Origin of the sequence: Plantibacter sp. Leaf1 (assembly GCF_001421315.1) — a bacterium.
Taxonomy (GTDB): Bacteria; Actinomycetota; Actinomycetes; order Actinomycetales; family Microbacteriaceae; genus Plantibacter.
On record NZ_LMJX01000003.1, the window covers coordinates 266,875 to 287,487 of the forward strand.

The window sequence follows — 20,613 nt, forward strand, 5'->3', positions numbered from 1 at the left end:
ATCGTCGACGCTCGAACGGAGCACCCCGCACGTGAACACCCAGACCACCACCCCCGTCGTCGGCATCGACGACATCGCCTTCGCCACCGGTGCGAACCGCATCGACCTGGCCGAGCTCGCCGGACGCTTCGGCGTCGAGCCGGCGAAGTACTACGTCGGCCTCGGCCAGAGCGAGATGAGTGTGCCGGCGGCCGACGAGGACATCGTCACCATGGCCGCCGCCGCGGCCGCGCAGATCATCGAGCGGCACGGGAGCGACCGTCTGCGTACGGTCCTCTTCGCCACCGAGTCGGGGATCGACCAGTCGAAGGCCGCCGGTGTCTACGTGCACCGCCTCCTCGGACTGCCGCAGGCGGTCCGCGTCGTCGAACTCAAGCAGGCCTGCTACTCGGCGACCGCAGCCCTCCAGTTCGCTGCAGCGCTCGTCGCGCGGAACCCCGAGGAGACCGTGCTCGTGATCGCGAGCGACGTCGCGCGCTACGAACTGCACTCCAACGCCGAACCGACGCAGGGCGCCGGCGCGGTCGCCATGCTCGTCGCCGCCGACCCCGCGATCCTCGAGCTCGAGACCGCGACCGGCGTGTACACGCAGGACGTCATGGACTTCTGGCGGCCGAACCACAGCGCGACGGCGATCGTCGACGGCAAGCTGTCGATCTCCGCGTACCAGGACGCGATCGAGGGCGCCTGGGCCGACTACCGCTCGCGCGGGGGAGCGGACTTCAGCGAGGTCGACCACTTCTGCTACCACCAGCCCTTCACGAAGATGGCGATCAAGGCGCACCGTCACCTCGCGAAGGCGGTCGGGGCCGAGCGCAGCCAGGAGGAGCTCGACGCGCAGATCGAGCCGACGACGGGGTACAACCGTCGCATCGGCAACAGCTACACCGCCTCGGTGTACCTGGCGCTGCTCGCCCTGCTCGACGGCGACCTCGACCTCACCGGTCAGCGCATCGGCTTCCTGAGCTACGGCTCGGGTGCGGTCGCCGAGTGCTTCAGCGGCATCGTCCGTCCCGGCTACCGCTCGGCGCTCCGCAGCGACGCGAACCGGGCGAGCCTCGACGCTCGTACGGTCGTCGACGACGCCCGGTACCTGCAGCTGCTCGGCGACGCGGCGTCCGCCGACGTCCACGACTCGGAGCGCCCGCGCGAGACCTCGGGCCCGTTCCGTTTCGCCGGTGTCGTCGCCGACCGTCGGCAGTACGAGGCCACCGCCGTCTGATCCCGCCGGGTTCCGGGTCGGCGGATCACGTCGACCCGGCGCCGTCAACCGTGGGCGGTGACGTCCAGCATCCGGTCGACGAGGAACGGGCCGAGGGTCCGCGACCAGGTGGCCGTGATGTGGTGCTGATCCCGGTAGACGAGGACGTTCCCCACGGCGAGCGGACAGGTCCCGTCCGAGCAGTACAGCTCGCCGAGGTCCACGACGGGGACGGCGCCGTCGGTCATCGCAGCCGTGGCGGTGTTCAGGTCGAAGGTCGGGTAGGCGTCGGTCACGGGGAACGCACACGCGCCGGCGACGAGGTCGGCGGCGCTCGAGCGGTCGACGCACGCAGCGGCCGCCGTCGGAACGCGCGGGTTGTCCCGCAGCACCACGATCGACGTGCCGAGGTCGAGTACCGGCGTCCAGGCGGCGAGGGTCGCGCTGCGGATCGAGGCCTGCTGGGCGACGGAGGTCTCGTCGGGACTCTTCGAGGTGACGAGGATGATGTCGTACGGCCGCGCGCCCGTGAACGCCCGCTGCATGAGCGTGCGTCTGGACGCGCAGGCCTCCGAGTCGTCGGGCCCCGGCGTCCGCCACTCGCATCCCTTGCCGACGTAGACGTCGAGCCGCCAGTTCCGTGCCTCGAGCTGGTCGACCAGCCCGGGGATGAGCATCGTCGCGTGCGAGTTCCCGGTGAGCGCGACGCGGGTGGCGTCGGGTCGGTCTGAACCGAAGGTGCAGCCGGGGAAGTCCGGGGCGTCGGCGGCTGCCGAACACCGGAAGGTGTCGCCGGTGTCCTCCGTGCGGACCGACAGCGGCGGGAGGAGTTCGTCCGCGAGCACCGGATTGCTGCAGCCCGAGACGGCCGCGTCGGCACCGAAACACGGTTCACCACCGGAGACGTAGGCGTCGACCGTGCTCGCGAGCGCGCGCTCCTGTGCGGCGACGGTCTGCAGCCCGCTGATCGGGATGCACAGGACGACGGCGGTCGCCACGGCGGCCAGGACGGCGGTTCGACGCGGGCGGGCGTCGACGAGGGGGCTCGCGCGTCGGACCGGGTCTTCGACGAACCGCTTCGTGAGCACCGCGAGCACCACGGTCAGCGCCAGGAGCGACGCCGCCACCGCCCACCCGAGCGGCGTGCCGAGGTCGACGGACACCCCGAGCACCATCGGGGCGAAGACGATGAGCGGCCAGTGCCAGAGGTACGTCGCGTACGAGACGTCGCCGAGGAACGACGACACCCGCGTCCGGGCCACCGTCGTCACCGACCACCGATGCAGCGACGACCCGCCGACGATCACCAGGAGGGTGCCGGCCACGGGGAGGGCTGCGGCGATCCCGGGGAACGGGGTCTGCTCCGTGAAGGTGAGCAGGCTCGTCGCCAGGAGCCCGATGCCGACGACCCCCGCGAGGGTCCGCCATCGGCTCCGGTGCACGACCACCGCCGGCCCGAGGAGCGCGAGCAGACCGCCGGCGGCGAACTCCCAGGCCCTGGTCGGGGTGACGAAGTACGCCGGTGCCGGGTCGTGGGCGGTCAGCAGGATCGAGCAGGTCAGCGACGCCGCGCCGATGACGCCGAGGGCCGTGCCGAGGGTACGGCGGAGTTCCCAGCGGGACACCCGACGCACGAGGACGAGACACAGCACGACCACGAGCGGCCAGAGGAGGTAGAACTGCTCCTCGACGGCGAGCGACCAGTAGTGCTGGACCGGCGACGCGGCGTTCCCCTGCGCGAGGTAGTCGACGGCGCTCCCCGCGAGGAACCAGTTCTCCCAGGACGTCGCACTCGCCACCACCTCGGTGAAGAACTGCGTCCAGGCGCTCGGGGGAGCCGACCGCCAGATGAGGACGCTCGTCACCGCGAGCACCAGGAGGGCGGCCGGGAGGAGTCGACGGAGACGCCGGGCCCAGAACGCCGGCAGGTCGATCCGTCCGGTCTCCGACGCCTGCCGGACGAGGTGGCCGGTGATCAGGTACCCGCTGACGACGAAGAACACGTCGACCCCGACGTAGCCGCCGGGGAGCAGGGAGGCTCCGAGATGGAAGACCACGACCGAGACCACCGCGATCGCGCGGAGGAGTTGGATGTCGGGCTGGGCCCGCGGCACCGTGCCGAGCAGGGGAGGCGTGCCGAGGTGGTCCTGCAGTCGCGTCACCCGCGGTCCCACCCGTCCTGGTCGGCGTCGGCGCTCCGCCGGAGCGGGCCTCGTGCGCCGGTGCGGCGGACGACGCGCCCAGGCTAGTCAGCCCGGGTGACGTGCCTGTGGACGGGAGGTGACCGGTTCGGTCTCGGATGCACCCGCCCGGCTTTGCGCCGCACGGACGCCCTCCGGATCAGCTGACGTTGGCGCCGAACAGCAGACCGAGGAGGTACGTCGCGGCCGCGGCCCCGTAGCCGATCGCGAGCTGTCGCAGCGCTCGGCGGAGCGGCGGCCCTCCGGACAGCAGTCCCACGACGGCTCCCGTCCCGAGGAGGGCGACACCGACGAGGACCGCCGCGACCAGGAGTGCGGCGAGCCCCTGCAGCCCGAACAGGTAGGGCAGGACCGGGATGACCGCACCCGATGCGAAGAAGCAGAAACTCGAGAGTGCCGCACCGAGACCGGTGCCGATGGCCTCGTGGTCGAGCACGGTCTGCGCCTCGCGCTGGTAGGTGCCGGCGCCGACCCTGCTGAGCACGTCGGCGGCGTGGGCCTCGGCCTCCCGGACCTCCATCCCGCGTGCACGGTAGACGAGGGCGAGCTCGTTCGCGTCGACGTCGAGGTGGGGGAGGGCGTCGTCGGCGGCGGGATTGGGGCTCGACGCCTCGAGGAGTTCCCGCTGCGACCGCACCGAGACGTACTCGCCGGCGCCCATCGACAGTGCGCCCGCCAGGAGCCCGGCGAGCCCCGCCGCGAGGACGACCCCGTTGCCGACGCCGGTCGCGCTCATCCCGATGACGAGTGCCAGGTTCGAGACGAGCCCGTCGTTCGCGCCGAACACGGCTGCCCGGAAGGTGCCCGAGAGCCGGTTCCGTCCGCGGGCGGCGAGGCCCCGGACGACCTCTTCGTGGATCTGCTCGTCGGCGGCCATGCGTTCGGTGGCCGCGCGTTCCGTCGCGTACGGGGAGCGGGCCTCGGCGCGCTGGACGAGGGCGAGGACGAAGACCGAGCCGAAGCGCCTCGCCAGCCATCCGAGGGTCCGCGTCCGCAGGTCGCCGCGTTGCGGCTTGCCGACGTCGTCACCGAGCAAGCCGATCCAGTGCGACTCGTGCCGTTTCTCGGCGTCGGCGAGGGCGAGCAGGATGTCGCGTTCCTCACCGCTCCGCCGACTGGCGAGGTCCCGGTAGACGGCGGCCTCCGCGCGTTCGTCGGCGAGGTAGCCGCGCCAACGACGGCGCTCCCGGGGGCTGGGCGGATCCTGGCGTGCTGGTGATCCGTCGGTGGTCGACTCGCTCATCCGCCGATTCTCCCAGACGCCGGCCCGGCCGTGTCCGTGTCGAGCGAGGGGGACCCTCCCCACACTGGGGTCGGGACGGCCGCAGCTTGTCCGACGCCTGCGGTGCGTCCTGAGGCGATGTCCAGGCACTGCGATCTACGATGGTGCTCATGCCCGAGAACTCCACCCCGTCCCCTGACGCCCCTCCGCTCGTCGGAGTGGTCATGGGCTCGGACTCCGACTGGAACGTCATGAGCGACGCGGCCCAGCTGCTGCGCGAGTTCGGCGTGCCCTTCGAGGTCGAGGTGCTCTCGGCGCACCGCACCCCGGAGAAGATGATCGCCTACGGCAAGGCGGCTCACGGCCGTGGCCTCAAGGTCGTCATCGCCGGTGCCGGCGGCGCCGCCCACCTGCCGGGCATGCTCGCCTCCGTCACCACCCTGCCGGTCGTGGGTGTCCCCGTCCCGCTGTCGCGCCTCGACGGACTCGACTCGCTCCTCTCGATCGTGCAGATGCCGGCCGGCGTCCCCGTCGCGACCGTCTCCATCGGTGGCGCCAAGAACGCGGCGCTCATCGCCGTCAAGATCCTCGCCACGGCCGACGACACGTTGCACGAGGCGCTCGTCGCCTATGCGGCATCCCTCGCCGACTCCGTCGAGGAGAAGAACCGGAACCTCAAAGCCCAGCTATGACGAGTGCAGCCACCGCCGCGAAACCGATGCGGTATCCCGACACCCGTTCGCGCGAGGTGATGACGAAGCGCGCCTGGTGGCTCGTCCTCCTCAACCTGCTCATCCCGGGGTCCGCGCAGGTCCTCGCCGGCAACCGGAAGCTCGGCCGCTTCGGCCTCGGCTTCACCCTGTTCCTCTGGGTCCTCGCCGTCGTCGGATTGGCCCTCATGTTCCTCGCCCGCGAGGTGCTCTTCACCCTCGCGACGAATCCGATCGCCCTCACCGTCGCGCAAGTCCTGCTCGTCGCCTACGCGATCCTCTGGGTGGTGCTCACCCTCGACACCCTGCGCCTCGTCCGCCTCGTGAAGGCGTCTCCGAACGCCCGGCTCGGGGTCGCCCTCTTCACGACCCTCGCGATGGTCCTGGTCGCCGGCGGCGCCGGCTATGGCGCGGTCGTCGCCGGAGCCACCCGCGGTTCCATCTCCTCGATCTTCGGCAACACCGGCCCGTCAGAGCCGCCGGTGGACGGCTACTACAACATCCTGCTGCTCGGCGGCGACGCCGGTCCCGACCGCGACGGCATGCGACCGGACAGCATGTCCGTCGTCAGCATCAACGCCGAGACGGGCCAGGCGACGACCATGTCGATGCCGCGCGACCTCGTCGACATCCCGTTCCCCGAGGGCAGCGAGATGGCGTCGATATACCCAGACGGCTACGACGACTCCTGCGACGTGGACGTCTGCCAGCTGAACTCCATCTACACCGAGATCGAGCTGAAGAACCCCGAGCTGTTCCCGAAGGCCACGGCCGAGGCGAGTGAGCCCGGCATCGAGGCGATGAAGCAGGCGGCCGAGGGGATCACCGGCCTGCACATCCAGTGGTACGTGCTCATCGACATGTACGGGTTCGCGACACTCATCGACACCCTCGGTGGCGTCGACATCGACGTCAAGGAGCGGCTCCCGATGGACGGCGACGCCGACCTCGAGAACGTCACCAAGTGGATCGAGCCCGGGCAGCAGCACATGGACGGCTGGACGGCCCTCATGTACGCCCGCTCACGGCACTCGACGAGCGACTACGACCGCATGGAACGCCAGCACATCCTGCAGACGGCGATGCTCAAGCAGTTCAACCCGGCGAACGTCCTCGCACGCTTCCAGGACGTCGCGGCGGCGGGTGGCGACGTCGTGAAGACGGACGTCCCGCAGGGCATGCTCGGCTACTTCGTCAACCTCGCACTCAAGACGCGGGAGCTGCCGATCAACTCGCTGCAGTTCGTGCCGCCGACGATCGACCCGGCAGAGCCCGACTACACGCTCATCCACCAGATGGTGCAGGACCAGCTGTTCCCGCCGTCGCCGAGCCCGGAGCCGGACGCGGGCTGACCGACCCTGGTCCGCGACCCAGAACCCGGTCCCTGAGCCGCGACCCGGTCCCTGAGCCTGTCGAAGGGTGTCAGAGCTCCGCGTGCAGCTGCCACACGCGCTCGGCGGAGTCCTGCCAGCTGAACGCCTGCTCGCGGTCCATGCCGAGGATCCGTAGGCGCTCCAGCCGCTCGGTGTCGCCGATGACGTCGTTGATGGTGGCGATGAGCCGGTCGGCGTACCCCTTGGCGCCGGACTCGACCACGACGCCGGCGCCGCCGCCGACCTCGACGAGGGCTGGGACGTCGGAGTGGATGACGGGCGTGCCGAAGCGGAACGCCTCGACGAGGGGGAGGCCGAAGCCTTCGGCCAGGCTCGGGTACACGAACGCGGTCGCGCGGTCGAGGACGACGGCGAGGTCGGCGTCGTCGAGGAAGCCGAGCGCACGCACCCGTCCCTCAGGCAGGCCTGCTTCGTCGGCGACCTGCGCCAGGGTCACGTCGCCCCAGCTGTCGGTGCCCACGATGAGGAGCGGGAGGTCGGGGGCACCTGGCCGCCCGAGGCCCGTGATGAGCTCGGTGATCCCGCGCCGTGGGTCGAGGGAACCGACCGAGACGAGGTACTCCGACGGGAGGTCGAGCGTCCGGGCGCGACCGTCGGCGTCGGTCGGGATGGTGAGCGTGGTCGCTGCGGCTCCACCGATGACCCTGACCCGATCGCCGAGGTCGACGATGTCGCGGAGCTCGTCGGCGACCGCGTGCGTCGGGACGACGATGGCGTCCGCGTGCTTCCGAGCCCGCTTGACCATCGCCTTCTGCCAGGCGACCGACATGGGGGTGAGTGAGGAGGGGTGCGACCAGGCCAGGGTGTCGTGGATCGTCACGACGATCTGGTTGCCGTCGTTGACGCGGTCGTGGCGGTTGAGCGGGGCCAGGAGGCCGGGCGCGTGCACCATGCCGTTGGCCGTCCCCGGCGCGACGATCCCGAGCTGCCAGGCGGCGCTCAGTTCCCGTCGGGGCAGGGTGGTGCGGTGCAGGGTCGCGAGGCCGGGGAGCTTCGACTCGATGAGGTCGATCTTCTCCTTCGAGACGGCGGACACGATGCCCTCGACCTCGCAGCCGGCCGGAGCACTCGCGATGAGCTCGCGGGTGAGTTCCTCGGAGTAGCGTCCGACCCCGCCGGCGACGGGTGCGACGATCTGGTCGACGACGACGCGGAGCGTGGTCACGGTGCGGTGACGACGCCGTGCTGCGTCGCTGCCTCGAAGGCCTCGCGCCAGTCGCGCATGGGGGAGAGGCCCGCCGTGGCCCAGGCGTCGTGGCCGAGGACAGAGTACGCGGGCCGGGGTGCCGGCCGGACGAACGCCGAGCTGTCGGTGGGCGAGACCCGTGCGGGGTCGGCGCCGACGGCTGCGAAGACGGCCTGTGCGAAGTCGTACCACGAAGCCTCGCCGGCGTTCGTGCCGTGGTAGACACCGGCTGGGGCGTCGGCGTCGAGCAGTGCCACGATCTGCGCCGCGAGGTCCGCCGTCCAGGTGGGCTGGCCGAGCTGGTCGGTCACCACGGCGGGGTCGACGCCGTTGGCGGCGAGCTTGGCCATGGTCGCCGCGAAGTTGGGCCCGTTCTTGCCGTAGAGCCACGCCGTCCGGACGATGTAGGCGCCGGTGGGGTGCTCGGCGAGGACGGCCCGCTCGCCGTCGGCCTTCGTGCGCCCGTAGGCGCTGATCGGCGCGAGGGCGTGGTCCTCCTGGTACGGCGAGGTGGCCGATCCGTCGAACACGTAGTCGGTCGACACCTGGACGAGCTTCGCGCCGGCCTCGCGAGCGGCGACGGCGAGGTTGCGGGCGCCGATGGCGTTCACGGCGGCGGCGTCGGCCTCGTGCGACTCAGCGTCGTCGACCTTCGTGTAAGCGGCGGCGTTGATGACGGCGGTGTGGCCGGCGACGGCGGCACGGACGGCGTCGAGGTCGGTCACGTCGAGCTCGGCGCGTCCGAGGGCGGTGACCTCGCGACCCGACAGGGCCTCCTGCAGGTCGTGGCCGAGCATGCCGGAAGCGCCGGTGATCAGGTACGTCAAGATAGGGGTCCTCTCGGGAGTGGCCCGTTCATCGTACCCGGCTCGCTCGGGGAGGACGGTGACGGCACCTCCTCGGCCTCCGGCTCCTCGAACAGGGTCCGCTGCGCTTCCTCGGCTCGGGCGAGGTTGGCCAGGCCGTCGGCACGGTGGTGCCCGTAGACCCAGAAGCGGTAGAGGAAGAACCGGAAGAGGGTGCCGAGGCCGAGCCCGATGACGTTGGACGCGAGGTTGTCGGCGAGGAGTGAGGTGAAGCCGAGGACGTAGTGACTCAGGTAGAGGCAACCGACGGCGATGGCCATCCCGCCCAGGGAGACGACGATGTACTCCCCGAGCTCGAGCACGAAGTTCTTCCGCCGGTGCTCGCGGAAGGTCCAATACCGGTTGCCGATCCAGTTGAAGATGATCGCGACCGAGACGCTGATGACCTTGGCGCCGATCGGGGACTGCGCGAGATGGTCGTGACCGAAGACGCCGACGCGCAGCAGGTTGAAGACGAGCACGTCCAAGCCGAACCCGATGAGTCCGACGACGCCGAACTTCACCGCGTAGGCGGCGACACCGTGCCAGAGGCGTTGGAGCAGCGTGGTCATGGTGGGCCGTTCTGTGCGAGGACACTCGATTATGCATGAGCCGACCCGGAGCGAAGCTGAGGGAATGCAGCCAGCCCGCACCCTCTTGGTAGACTCCCCGGGTGCAGATCCGCGAACTGAACGTCCCCGACAGCTATGAGATCACGCCGAAGCAGTTCGGCGACGACCGAGGCGTCTTCCTCGAGTGGTACCGCTTCGACAAGCTCGAAGAGGCCTCCGGCCGCTCCATCAAGCTGGCGCAGTCCAACACCTCGGTGTCGAAGCGTGGCTCGGTCCGCGGCATCCACTTCGCCGACATCCCGATCGGCCAGGCGAAGTACGTCACGGCCACGCGTGGTGCCGTCCTCGACTACGTCATCGACATCCGCGTCGGGTCGCCCACCTTCGGCCAGTGGGACTCGGTGCTCCTCGACGACACCGACCGCAAGGCGATCTTCATCTCCGAGGGTCTCGGCCACTGCTTCGTCGCCCTGACCGACGACGCGACCGTCAGCTACCTCGTGACCGACGTGTACCGCCCCGACCGCGAGCACGGGATCAACCCGCTCGACGAACGGATCGGACTCGTCATCCCCGCCGAGGCCGGCACGCCGCTGCTCTCGCCCAAGGACACCGACGCCCCCGGGCTCGACGAGGCCGCTGCCGCCGGCCTGTTGCCGAGCTGGGACGACGCGCGGGCGTTCTACCAGAGCCTGCGCTCCTGACGCCTCACCCCGTGGAGCCTGCGTGCAGGCCCCACGGGGTCAGCCTCACGCGGTGAAGCGGTCGACGCCCTTCCAACCCCAGCGGCGCGAGATCACCTTGCGCTGACGCTTCGGCAGTTCGTCCTCGGCGATGCTCCGGTCGAGCGACGTCACGATCGGTTCGCAGAGCGTGAGTACCCGGCTGCCCTGCGACCAGACCTTCATGGCCAGGTCGAGTTCGGCGCAGTATCCGTCGAGTTCGGCGTTGAACCCGCCGACCGCTTCGAACACCAGCCGGTCGATGACGGCGAACTCCGTCGAGACGGCGGTCACCTCACGGTTGACGGTGAGTGCACCGTAGGTGCTGTCCGTCCCCGCCGGCCACCCGCGGAACGCGTCGCGCAGGTGCGTCTGCGAGGTGCGGTACCCCGCGTGCTTGACCGTCTCGTCCGAGAAGACGATGCGTCCGCCGGCGAAGGCCACGTCGGGTTCGCCGAGTGCCCCGGCGAGCCGTGTGAGCGTCTCGGGCTGCAGCTCCGTGAGGGACTCGCCGAGGAGGACGAGGAGGTCGCCGCGAGCCTCGACGGACGCCTCGTGCAGCAGGTGCGTCCGCTCCTCGGCGGTGGTGTGGACGAAGGAGACCGGGAACCGGCCGGGAGCCCGGGTCACGGGCGAGGCGTCGCGGCCTGCCGGCAGAGCGACGATGAGCTCGACGATCTGCGAGGAGACCTCGGACGCGTCGAGTTCCGCGAGGAGTGCGTCGAGGCGGGGCGTGGGGGCGTCCGCCGCGACGAGGATCGACAGGGTCCGATCCGGGTGGAGCCGGTGACGGACGGCGTAGGTGCCGAAGTTCGGACCGAAGGCGACCTCGGCGTCGATACCGCGTCGCTCGACCGCCGCCGCGACCGCCGCGAGACCGGCGTCCCACGCGTAGCTCTTCTCGGAGCCGTTGAGCGCCGTCGAGCCCGGGACCGCCCGCCAGTGGTACAGGACTTCGGGTACGTGGGCGATGCCGCGGGCCCGTTCCGTGAACCGCAGGACGAGGTCGTGGTCCTGTGACCCGTTGTACGCGGAGTTGAAGGGGCCCACCTCGCGGAGCAGGGAGGTGCGGAACACCGAGAGGTGCGAGGTGAACATCTGGCCGAGCAACCGCTCCGGCGACCACTCCGGCTTCGCGAACGGGATCCGGTAGTGACCCTTGTCGGTCATGACGTCCTGGTCGGTGTACACGTAGTCGACGTCGACGCCCGCCTCGATCGCGTCCTGCACCATGGCGAGGGCCCGAGGGTCGAGGGTGTCGTCGTGATCGAGCAGGGCGACGAAGGTGCCGCGGCTCGCATCGATGCCGGCGTTCGAGGCCTCCGAGATGTTGCGGTTCTCGGGGAGTTCGATGAGCACGATCCGGGGGTCGGATGCGGCGCACGCTCGCGCCGTCTCGAGGGTCCGAGGGTCTGGGGAGGCGTCGTCCACCAGGACGAGCTCCCAGTCCTCGTAGCTCTGCAACTGCACGGACGCCACCATCTCCTGCAGGAGGAACGGCGTCGTGTTGTACAACGGAACGACGATGGAGAACTGCGGTCCGGACGGGGGCGTCGGATCGGCAGCGGTCACGACCGGCCTCCGCGAAGACGCTTGACGACCCCGACGGGGCTCATCACGGCGGCGCCGATGCGCCACGTCCGTGAACCGGTGAACTCGCGCACCAGGCGTTCGTGGTCGCGCTCGCGCTCAGCCGAGATCCGCAGGTACAGCGACTCGAAATAGTGCTGGCCGACCCTCGCCTGGGCGAGTTCGTCGCGGAGCCTCAGGTTCTCGTGCGCGAGGGGCAGCCCGTCGAGTTCCAGCTTGGACGCCGCCAGACGCTGCCTGGCGTGCTCCGCCTCGGCCGTCGCTCCAGTGAGTGCATCACGCAGTCTCAGGATCTCTGCGCGAAGCTCGCGCACGTCGTTCGTCTCGGCCTCTGCTGCCGAAGCGCTGTCGCTCACGGTGTTCTCCTTTTGTCTTTGCTACGGTGGACAGGCTATCGGACCGGTTCGACCGGTTCGTCGGCGACCATTCAGGAACGGACGGCGTCCCCTGGCCTCGGCCCTCGGATGCGATCCGACCAGCCGACCTCGTTTCGGCGACGACCTCAGAGGAAAGTGACCGATGCGCGGCATCATTCTCGCCGGTGGATCCGGCACGCGGCTCTGGCCGATCACCAAGGGCATCTCCAAGCAGCTGATGCCGATCTACGACAAGCCGATGATCTACTACCCCCTGTCGACGCTGATGATGGCGGGGATCAAGGAGATCCTCATCATCACCACCCCCGAGTACAACGAGCAGTTCCGTGCCCTCCTCGGCAACGGCGACGACCTCGGCATCCGACTCGAGTACGCCGTGCAGCCCTCGCCCGACGGCCTGGCGCAGGCGTTCATCATCGGTGAGGAGTTCATCGGCGACGAGAGCGTCGCCCTCGTCCTCGGCGACAACATCTTCCACGGCACCGGGCTGGGCTCCGCCCTCCGCAGCCACAACGACATCGACGGCGCGCTCATCTTCGCCTACCAGGTCGCCGACCCGAAGGCCTACGGCGTCGTCGAGTTCGACGACGACTTCAAGGCGCTCTCCATCGAGGAGAAGCCCGCGCAGCCGAAGAGCAACTACGCCGTCCCCGGTCTCTACTTCTACGACAACTCCATCGTCGAGATCGCGAAGACCATCGAACCCTCCGCTCGCGGCGAGCTCGAGATCTCCACGGTCAACGAGCGCTACCTCGAACAGGGCGAGCTGCAGGTGCAGGTCCTCGACCGCGGCACCGCCTGGCTCGACACCGGCACCTTCGAATCGATGATGCAGGCCTCGGAGTACGTGCGGGTCATCGAGGACCGACAGGGCTTCAAGGTCGGTTGCATCGAGGAGATCGCCTGGCGTGCCGGGTGGATCGACGACGAGCGGCTCGCGGCGCTCGCGGCACCACTCGTGAAGAGCGGTTACGGCCGCTACCTGCAGACGCTGCTCGCGCAGGCGTGATCGAACGGTGAGTCGGGCGGCCATCGGGAGGCTCGCGGTCGTCACCTGCTACCGGCATCCCGACTACATCCGGGCGATCACGCTGCGGCAGGGCATCGTGGACTCGGGTGCGGTCGACGAGATGATCGTCGTGAAGAACACCCGCCGTGGTGTCCTGCGGTATCTCGACGTCGCCGCTCAGCTCGTCCGTCTCCGGGTGTCCGGCACCCCGGACGCCTTCCTGGTGACCTTCCGCGGCTACGAGATCCTCCCGCTCGTGCTGCTGCTGGCGGGTCGCCGGCCGGTCTACTACGACGAGTTCATCAACCCCGTCGAGTGGTTCGTCGACGAGCACCACAAGTTCCCGGCCACCTCGGCGCGTGCGCGGCTCCTGCGCGCCGTCTTCCGTTCCCTGATGCGTCGATGTGCCGGCGTCCTCAGCGACACCGCCTCGCACGCCGACTCGTCCGCCCAGCGGATGGGGATCCCGCCGGAACGGTTCAGTGTCGTGCCCGTGGGGAGCGACGAGGGGACCTTCGCGCCCCGGCCGGACGGACCCGGCCCGGTCCGGTCCGTCGACGCGGCGTTCACCGTCCTGTACTACGGCTCGATGCTGCCACTGCACGGGGTCGACACCGTCATCGCCGCAGCGGTGTCGCTCCGACCTGACGCGCGAGTCCGGTTCCTCTTCGTCGGCGGGGGAGCTGCGACCGCACGGCTCGTCGCCGAGGCCCGTTCCCGGGGAGCGGCCGTCGAGCACCGGGCCTGGGTCGACTACGCCCAGCTCCCCGAACTCTTCTCCGAGGTCGACCTGCTGCTCGGGGGCCCCTTCGGCGGCACCGTCCAGTCGCAGTTCGTCATCACCGGGAAGACGATGCAGTACCTGTCGAGCGCTCGACCGGCGGTGGTCGGCGAGAACGCGGAGACCGGCGTGTTCACGGACCGCGTCGACGCCCTGGTCGTGCCGCAGCGCGACCCGGAGGCACTCGCCGAGGCCGTCAGCTGGGCGGCCGACCATCCCGAGGAGCTCGAACGGATCGGTCGACGCGGCCGGGACGTGTACGACCGACGCTGGTCGTCAGTCCGTGTCGCCGAGGCGCTTCGCGCTCTGCTGCTGGACGGCGGACCGCAGGTGGAACGCTCCTGAGATGAGGAACAGCACCCCGAGGAAGACCGCGTAGATCGCGCGGTCGGCGATGCCCGCGGCGACGATCGTGTCGGACGGGATGCCGTGGAGGTGCTGCGCGAAATAGAGGAAGCCCTCGCGGATGCCGATCGCACCCGGCGTCAGGGAGACGAACAGGGACAGGTTCGCGCTCGCCGCGTAGACGAGCGAGTGGAGGTAGTCGTAGGGGCCGGCGACGGCGTTCACCTCGACGAAGTAGATCACGCTCATCACGAGCGCCTGGACGACGGTGATGCCGGCGATCGCGACCACCGTGCCCGCCCGGTCGCCGAGCCCCAGCTTCCAGGTCGCCACGACGACGACGCCCGCGCCGATCGTGAGACCGAGCACCGACAGCCACGGCAGGGTCGTTGCGAACAGGAGCGAGGCGTTCACCGCGCCGAACACGAACAGGTAGAAGAGGGTCGCGAGGGTGTAGTCGCGCAGCCGCACACCGACGGTGGTCTTCAGATAGACGGCGCGGACCCCCGGCCCGGTCTGCAGCGGGCCGAAGAAGTTGGCGACCGTCGAGTAGACCGTCAGGCTGGCCCCCGGTCCCAGGGCGATCCGTCTGCCGCACAGCCGCACCGTGGCGAGCAGGATCAGGAAGTGGGTCACGAGCACGAGGACGTACAGCCCGAACAGGAGGGAGAGGTTGCCCCAGCCGATCGAGAGGGCGTCGGCGATGACGCTCGGGTTCGTCCAGACGTACACGACCAGGAAGACGGCGAAGGCGACGAGGACGGTGACGCCGATCCCTCGCCGGTGGTTCCGCAGCCAGGCGACGAAGGCCGAGCCGATGAACGCGGCCCAGACGCGACGGACCGCTCCGATGGGGTCAGTCGCCATACCGTTGCAGTTTCAGGTAGTCGAGCATCTCCTCGTTGAGGGTCCGGTTGATCCTCGTGAGGTCGGCGACCACGCCGATCGCGAACGACAGCAGGGAGCCCATGAGCAGGGTCGCGCCCACCAGGAGGCTCTGCAGATGGTTCCCCTGGTCGTCCACGAGCATGAGGACGAGGTATCTCGCGAACGGCGTGATCCCCGCGAGGAGGAGGATGAGGCCCAGACCCGCGAACACGACGTACGGCCGGTACATGAGGTAGGCGCGCACGATCGCGACACCCGACTGGTACATGTGTTCCCCGATCGAGGAGAACAGGCGGGACTCGCGCGTCTTCGGGTTCGTCCGGACGGGGATGCTCGTGATGGCCAGACGCTTGTTGCCCGCCTGGATGATGGTCTCCATGCAGTAGCTGAACTTCGTCACGACGTTCAGCCTGATGAGCGAGTACTTCGAGTAGGCGCGGAAGCCGCTCGCCGCGTCCGGGAGCGTGGTCTTCGCCGCCTTGTTGACGACGAAGCTGCCGAACCGCTGCATGGCCTTCTTGAACGGCGAGAAGTGCTCGATGAGGGCGGTCTGTCGGTCGGCGACGACGATCTCCGCCCGCCCCTCCAGGATCGGCTGGACGAGGTCGCCGATGCGGTCCTGCGGGTACTGGTTGTCGCCATCCGTGTTCACCACGATGTCGGCACCGTGGAGGAGGGCGTAGTCGACGCCGTCCCGGAACGACCTGGCGAGCCCCATGTTCGTCGCATGGCGGACGATGTGCGTCACGCCGTGGGCCTGGGCGACCTCGACCGTGCGATCGGTCGAACCGTCGTCGATCACCAGGATCTCGATATCGTCGATGCCGGGGATCGACCGCGGGATCGATTCGAGCACCGCTGGGAGCGTCGTCTCCTCGTTCAGGCAGGGGATCTGGATGAACAGTCGCACGTCGTCCTCTCGCTGGCCGTCTCGCAGCTGACCATTATCCCCGATCGTCGCGGCCGAGTTCGCGTCGCGGACGTGAGCAGGCATAATCGAGGGTGCGCGCGGTCGGACCCGGTGCACCCGAGATGCGAGACCCAGGACGCCCATGACTGCTCAACCGGACACGGCACCGGACGCCCCCTCGCGTCCCACCGTCCCGGTCACGGCGCTCCGCGTGCTCGGCATCGTGGCCTGGGCGTCCCTGATCGCCTTCGTGGTCCTGTCGATCGGACTGCCGCTCATCGGGGTCGGTACCTTCATGGGCACCGACATCCTGTTCCGGTTCGCGCCGTGGGCGTCCGCCGGCGGATCGACCGAGGTGGGCACCAACGCGATGATCGGCGACACGATCGACTCGGGCGTCCCGCAGATGTGGACGATCGTCGAGGCTGCCCGCCACGGTTTCTTCGCCGAGTGGCTGCCGTATCAGGCCGGCGGCTCGGAGCTCGGCGGGCTCCCGAACTCCGGTCTGTACTCGCCGATCTCCTTCGGGTGGTGGTTCCTGCCGGTCGCCGTCGCCCCCGGGTTCACGAAGCTGGTCGAGATGATCGTCGTGACCGTCGGTTGCTCCCTGTTCCTCCGACGACTCGGTGTGCCCCACCAGGCATGGCCGATCGCCAGTGTCGTCTTCCTCGCCTCGGGGTTCATGATCTCCTGGACGAACTGGCCCCAGACCAGGGTCGCGGCGTTCATCCCGCTCCTGTTCTGGGCACTCGACCGTGCGGCCGTCCGCAGGCGCCTGCTCGACATCGTGCCGCTGGGGCTGGTGCTCGCGGGCATGCTCCTCGGGGGGTTCCCGGCCATCGTCGGGTACGCCCTGTACGCCGGCGCCGCCTACGTCCTGGTGCGCGCGATCGTCGTCCACCGCCGGTTCTGGAAGGTCATCACCGCCGGCGTGGTCAGCGCCGCCGGCGTCGTCCTCGGGTTCCTGCTCTCCGCGTGGACGCTGCTGCCGTTCGCGCTGAACGCCGTCGCCGTCCTCGACTTCAGCGGTCGGCGACAGGGGCCGGAGAACCACCTGAGCATCGACGACCTCCTCTCGGCCTTCGTTCCGAGCCTCGTCGGTGAGGTGAGCTCCGGCGACACCTGGGGGAACAGCTCGCCCGTCGAGCGCCTGTCCTACGTCGGCGCGGCGGCGGTGGTCCTCGCGGTCGTGGCGCTCCTTCTCAAGCGGCGGGGCGGTCGTCGCGACATGAGCCTGTTCCTGGCGGTCGCGCTGATCCTGTCCGGGCTGTTGGTGTACCTCGGCGGACCGCTCCTCGGCACCGCACAACAGCTCCCCATCTTCGACAGCAACCGGATCGGACGGCTGCGCATCATGCTCGGCTTCTTCGTCGCCGTCCTCGCGGGCGTCGGGTTCGGGCGGCTGTTGGAGCGGGGCGACATGGCGCCGGTGTCACCGCCGGCGACGCCGCGTCGACCGCTCGGTCGTTGGCTCTGGGGGCTCGCGACGCTCGGCTCGGGGATCGCCGCTGCGACGCTCCTCGCCGTCGCGCTCCAGCGCGCCGTGGTGTCCGCGCCGGAACGGTTCACCGCACTGCTCGAGACGCAGGTCGTCTGGACCGTGGTGCTGCTCGCCGTCGCCGCAGCGCTCGTCATCGTCGTGCTCGCGACCCGGCGTGCGGGCATCCGCATCGTGGCGCTCTGCTTCGTGCCACTGATCGTGGCCGCGCCGGCCGTCATGGTCGCCGACACCTGGTGGCCGAAGTCGGATACCGCGAGTGTGTACCCCGACACCCCGACCACGAGGTTCCTCCAGCAGCATCTCGGCGAGTCGCGGTACGCGTCGGTCGACCACGCCATGCTCACCGGGACGAACTCAATGTACCGGGTCCGCTCGCTCGGTGGACACACGTTCCAGACCGTCGAGTGGAAGTCCCTCCTCCTGCGCCTGGACACGGAGTCGCTCGCCTCGGCGACCTATTCGACGTTGAACTACCCGAGTCTGATCTCGTCGATCGAGTCTCCGATCCTGGACCGGCTCGCCGTGAAGTACGTCGTGATGGAGCCGAACCTCCCGGTCCCAGGCCGGTACGAGGACACTCCGGCGTCGGAGGAGGCCGTCCCGATCGGTGACGGCGAGATCGCCGTCTCCACCGTGCGGACCGGACCGGTGCGCAGCCTGTCCTTCCCGATGCTGGAGCCGGTCCTCGGAGCCGAGGGCGGCACCACCCTCGAGGTGACCCTCGTCGATCCAGTGACCGAGGAGGTCCTGGCCTCGACCTCGACGTGGTACCGCACCGTCGAGGGTCAGCGGAGTGTGGCGATCGACGGGAGCGGCATCGCCCCCGACGCGTCCTGGCGGGCGGAGATCTCCATCGACCACGGACAGGGGCGGATCGCGGCCGACGCACTGGCACCCGAGGCCGCCGCCGTGTCGCTCAACCGTCCGATGGACGACGGCCTCACGGTCGCGCACACCGGCGACGCGACCGTCGTCGAGCGGGCGACCGCCCTCGACCGGGTGCGCTGGGCGTCGGACGGCCTCGTCGAGCGCGACCCCTCGCGCCGGGTGTCCCTCATGGAGGATCCGCTCCTGCCGTCCGCGACCGTGCTGCTGGAGGATCCCGACGACCTGATCGGTGTCGACCCGACGGCGACCACCGCGGACAGTGCCCCGACGACGGCGTCCAACGCCGACGTCGAGGTGCGCGACCAGGGATGGGACCTCAACCGGACCGTGGTCGACATCGACGCCGACGACGCCGGATGGGTCGTGTTCGCCGACTCGCTCCGACGCCCCGGGTGGTCGGTCACGGTCGACGGGGTCGCCAGTCCGCTGGTCGACGCGGAGCAGGCGGGAGCCGCGGTCCGGGTCGAGGCCGGCGAGCACCGGATCGAACTCGCCTATCGCACTCCCGGGCTCGACCAGGGCATCACTGCGACCCGCGTCGGCGTCGGGCTGTCGGTGCTCATCGTCGTCGGGACCCTGGTGATCCGATGGGGTCGGCGTGCGCGGGCCACCGCCGGGAGCGACGAGCCGGAGCCGACGAACGCTCGGTAGCTCGGCGAGGGCCGAGCAGCGTGCTCAGCCCTGGTGCGGGTAGGTCGCCTCGTAGGCGGCGATCACCGGGTCGGCCGGGCCGACGAGCTCGAGGTTCCCCTTGTTGATCCAGGCGGCGTGGTCGCACATCTGCTTGACGGTGCCCATCGAGTGACTGACGAGGATCACGGTCTTGCCGGCGGCCTTGAAGTCCTCGAACTTCTGGAAGCATTTCTGCTGGAACTCGGCGTCACCGACGGCGAGCACCTCGTCGACGACGAGGATGTCGGGGTCCACGTTGATGGCGACCGAGAAGCCGAGACGGACGTACATGCCGGAGGAGTAGTTCTTCACCGGCTGGTCGATGAACTGCTCGACGCCGGAGAAGGACACGATGTCGTCGAACTTGCGCTGGATCTCCTTGCGGCTCATCCCGAGGATCGATCCGTTGAGGAAGACGTTCTCCCGACCGGACAGTTCGGGGTGGAAGCCGGAGCCGACCTCGAGCAGGGCGGCGACCTTGCCGTTCGCGCTGATGTTCCCGTGTTCCGGGTAGAGGATCTTCGCGAGGCACTTCAGCAGGGTCGACTTGCCGGAACCGTTGCTGCCGATGAGCCCGAAGGTGGAGCCGACGGGGACGTCGAAGGTGATGTCGCGGAGGGCCCAGAAGTCCTCGTGCACCGAGATCTTTCGGCGCATGATGGCGGACTTCAGGCTCTGGTTCCGCTCGTGGTACAGACGGAACTTCTTGCTGACGGAGTCGACGTGGACGGCGGTTTCGGTCATAGGATCTCGGCCAGTCTTTTCTCTTTACGGGTGAACATGAGGAAGCCGCCGACGAGTGCGACGAGCGCCCAGGCGATGCACGCGAGCACATCCGCGGGGTCCGGCCAACGCTGGTCGTACATGAGGTTCCGGAACACCGAGACGAAGTGGAACATCGGGTTGGACTCGTAGATGTTCATCACCGTGATGTCCGTGCCGAGGAGGCCGCCGAGCTTGTCGGACTGGACCTCCACGAGCGACGGCGGGTAGATGATCGGGGTCAGGTACATCCAGATCTGCAGGAGGATCGAGACGAGGTGCTGGGTGTCGCGGAAGTAGACGTTCGCGATCGCGAGGATGAGCCCGACGCCGGTCGCGAAGGCGGCGAGGACCACCATGAACACGGCGACGAGCGGGAGCCACACGATGACGCCCCACCCACCGACCGCGCACAGCACGATCACGAGGACGCCCATCTCGAACAGCCAGTTGTACCCCATGGTGAGCACGGAGGAGATGGGGAGGACGACCCGCGGGAAGTAGACCTTGGTGATGAGGCTCGCGCCGCCGACGATCGAGTTCATGCTCGCGGACAGTGCCCCGGAGAAGAAGGACCAGGGGAGGAGGCCGCAGAGGAGCCAGACGGCGAAGATGTGCAGGCCGCTCGGGTCGCCGGGCGCCGGCTCGGCGCGCAGCAGGAAGTAGAAGACGAACGAGTACACCAGCATCGACGACAGCGGGCTCACGAGCGACCACAGGCGACCGAGGATGGTCCGCTTGTACTGGCCGCGGATGTCTCGGAGAGTGAGATTCGCCAGGAGTTCCCTGGCGGATGCCAGATCCCTGAGATACTGCATGGAGCCTCGATTTGGGGTT

At 69.4% G+C, this 20,613-nt stretch carries 18 protein-coding genes; 7 read left to right on the forward strand and 11 right to left on the reverse strand.

The window, feature by feature from the left end:
- Window positions 1–31 precede the first annotated feature (31 nt).
- Window positions 32–1,222, forward strand: coding sequence for a hydroxymethylglutaryl-CoA synthase (locus tag ASE44_RS15120; RefSeq protein ID WP_056781634.1), 1,191 nt, complete (start codon window positions 32–34; stop codon window positions 1,220–1,222).
- Between the two features lie 44 nt (window positions 1,223–1,266).
- Here ASE44_RS15120 and ASE44_RS15125 read toward each other — a convergent pair whose 3' ends face one another.
- Both ASE44_RS15125 and ASE44_RS15130 read right to left on the reverse strand, forming a co-directional pair.
- A complete protein-coding gene (locus ASE44_RS15125; RefSeq protein WP_056781635.1) occupies window positions 1,267–3,363 on the reverse strand; it encodes an acyltransferase family protein in 2,097 nt (698 codons plus the stop codon).
- A 178-nt stretch (window positions 3,364–3,541) separates the two neighbouring features.
- Window positions 3,542–4,645 (reverse strand): VIT1/CCC1 family protein, encoded by a 1,104-nt coding sequence (locus ASE44_RS15130; RefSeq protein WP_056781637.1) that lies wholly within the window; start codon window positions 4,643–4,645, stop codon window positions 3,542–3,544.
- Between the two features lie 149 nt (window positions 4,646–4,794).
- On the opposite strand from ASE44_RS15130, the gene purE reads away from it, so the two are divergent.
- A complete protein-coding gene (gene purE / locus ASE44_RS15135; protein ID WP_056012830.1) occupies window positions 4,795–5,316 on the forward strand; it encodes a 5-(carboxyamino)imidazole ribonucleotide mutase in 522 nt (173 codons plus the stop codon).
- Window positions 5,313–6,686, forward strand: coding sequence for an LCP family protein (locus ASE44_RS15140; protein ID WP_056781639.1), 1,374 nt, complete (start codon window positions 5,313–5,315; stop codon window positions 6,684–6,686). Before purE ends, ASE44_RS15140 begins: the two co-directional genes overlap by 4 nt.
- 70 nt (window positions 6,687–6,756) lie before the next feature.
- On the opposite strand, the gene ASE44_RS15145 is transcribed toward ASE44_RS15140, so the two are convergent.
- The 3 genes from ASE44_RS15145 to ASE44_RS15155 are packed head-to-tail and all read right to left on the reverse strand — an operon-like array spanning window position 6,757 to window position 9,331.
- On the reverse strand, window positions 6,757–7,893 hold the full coding sequence (locus ASE44_RS15145; RefSeq protein ID WP_056012824.1) for a glycosyltransferase family 1 protein: 1,137 nt from the start codon (window positions 7,891–7,893) through the stop codon (window positions 6,757–6,759).
- The gene (gene rfbD, locus ASE44_RS15150; protein WP_082456129.1) at window positions 7,890–8,741 is read right to left on the reverse strand and encodes a dTDP-4-dehydrorhamnose reductase; all 852 of its coding nucleotides are present in this window, start codon (window positions 8,739–8,741) and stop codon (window positions 7,890–7,892) included. Before rfbD ends, ASE44_RS15145 begins: the two co-directional genes overlap by 4 nt.
- Window positions 8,738–9,331, reverse strand: coding sequence for a GtrA family protein (locus tag ASE44_RS15155; RefSeq protein ID WP_082456130.1), 594 nt, complete (start codon window positions 9,329–9,331; stop codon window positions 8,738–8,740). Before ASE44_RS15155 ends, rfbD begins: the two co-directional genes overlap by 4 nt.
- 101 nt (window positions 9,332–9,432) lie before the next feature.
- On the opposite strand from ASE44_RS15155, the gene ASE44_RS15160 reads away from it, so the two are divergent.
- A complete protein-coding gene (locus tag ASE44_RS15160; protein ID WP_056012821.1) occupies window positions 9,433–10,035 on the forward strand; it encodes a dTDP-4-dehydrorhamnose 3,5-epimerase family protein in 603 nt (200 codons plus the stop codon).
- 45 nt (window positions 10,036–10,080) lie between these two features.
- On the opposite strand, the gene ASE44_RS15165 is transcribed toward ASE44_RS15160, so the two are convergent.
- Together ASE44_RS15165 and ASE44_RS15170 are read right to left on the reverse strand one after the other, a co-directional pair.
- Window positions 10,081–11,625 carry a glycosyltransferase gene (locus tag ASE44_RS15165; RefSeq protein WP_056781641.1) on the reverse strand — a complete coding sequence of 515 codons (1,545 nt, stop codon included), beginning with the start codon at window positions 11,623–11,625 and terminating at the stop codon, window positions 10,081–10,083.
- Window positions 11,622–11,999: a hypothetical protein gene (locus ASE44_RS15170; protein ID WP_056012816.1), complete on the reverse strand. Its 378-nt coding sequence runs from the start codon at window positions 11,997–11,999 to the stop codon at window positions 11,622–11,624. Before ASE44_RS15170 ends, ASE44_RS15165 begins: the two co-directional genes overlap by 4 nt.
- A 163-nt stretch (window positions 12,000–12,162) precedes the next feature.
- Between ASE44_RS15170 and rfbA the strand changes: the two genes are divergently transcribed.
- Window positions 12,163–13,029, forward strand: coding sequence for a glucose-1-phosphate thymidylyltransferase RfbA (rfbA, locus tag ASE44_RS15175; RefSeq protein ID WP_056012813.1), 867 nt, complete (start codon window positions 12,163–12,165; stop codon window positions 13,027–13,029).
- 7 nt (window positions 13,030–13,036) lie between these two features.
- The gene (locus tag ASE44_RS15180; protein ID WP_056012810.1) at window positions 13,037–14,155 is read left to right on the forward strand and encodes a glycosyltransferase; all 1,119 of its coding nucleotides are present in this window, start codon (window positions 13,037–13,039) and stop codon (window positions 14,153–14,155) included.
- Here ASE44_RS15180 and ASE44_RS15185 read toward each other — a convergent pair.
- Window positions 14,087–15,022: a lysylphosphatidylglycerol synthase domain-containing protein gene (locus ASE44_RS15185; RefSeq protein ID WP_056012807.1), complete on the reverse strand. Its 936-nt coding sequence runs from the start codon at window positions 15,020–15,022 to the stop codon at window positions 14,087–14,089. The genes ASE44_RS15180 and ASE44_RS15185 overlap by 69 nt on opposite strands.
- Entirely contained in the window at window positions 15,012–15,953 is a 942-nt protein-coding gene (locus ASE44_RS15190) for a glycosyltransferase family 2 protein (protein ID WP_056782019.1), read from the reverse strand. The genes ASE44_RS15185 and ASE44_RS15190 overlap by 11 nt, the downstream gene beginning before the upstream one ends.
- A 142-nt stretch (window positions 15,954–16,095) precedes the next feature.
- Here ASE44_RS15190 and ASE44_RS15195 point away from each other — a divergent pair, with 142 nt between their 5' ends.
- Window positions 16,096–18,993, forward strand: coding sequence for a hypothetical protein (locus ASE44_RS15195; protein ID WP_056781643.1), 2,898 nt, complete (start codon window positions 16,096–16,098; stop codon window positions 18,991–18,993).
- A 24-nt stretch (window positions 18,994–19,017) separates the two neighbouring features.
- On the opposite strand, the gene ASE44_RS15200 is transcribed toward ASE44_RS15195, so the two are convergent.
- The gene (locus ASE44_RS15200; RefSeq protein WP_082456132.1) at window positions 19,018–19,758 is read right to left on the reverse strand and encodes an ABC transporter ATP-binding protein; all 741 of its coding nucleotides are present in this window, start codon (window positions 19,756–19,758) and stop codon (window positions 19,018–19,020) included.
- A complete protein-coding gene (locus ASE44_RS15205; protein WP_056012801.1) occupies window positions 19,755–20,594 on the reverse strand; it encodes an ABC transporter permease in 840 nt (279 codons plus the stop codon). Before ASE44_RS15205 ends, ASE44_RS15200 begins: the two co-directional genes overlap by 4 nt.
- Between the last annotated feature and the right edge of the window lie 19 nt (window positions 20,595–20,613).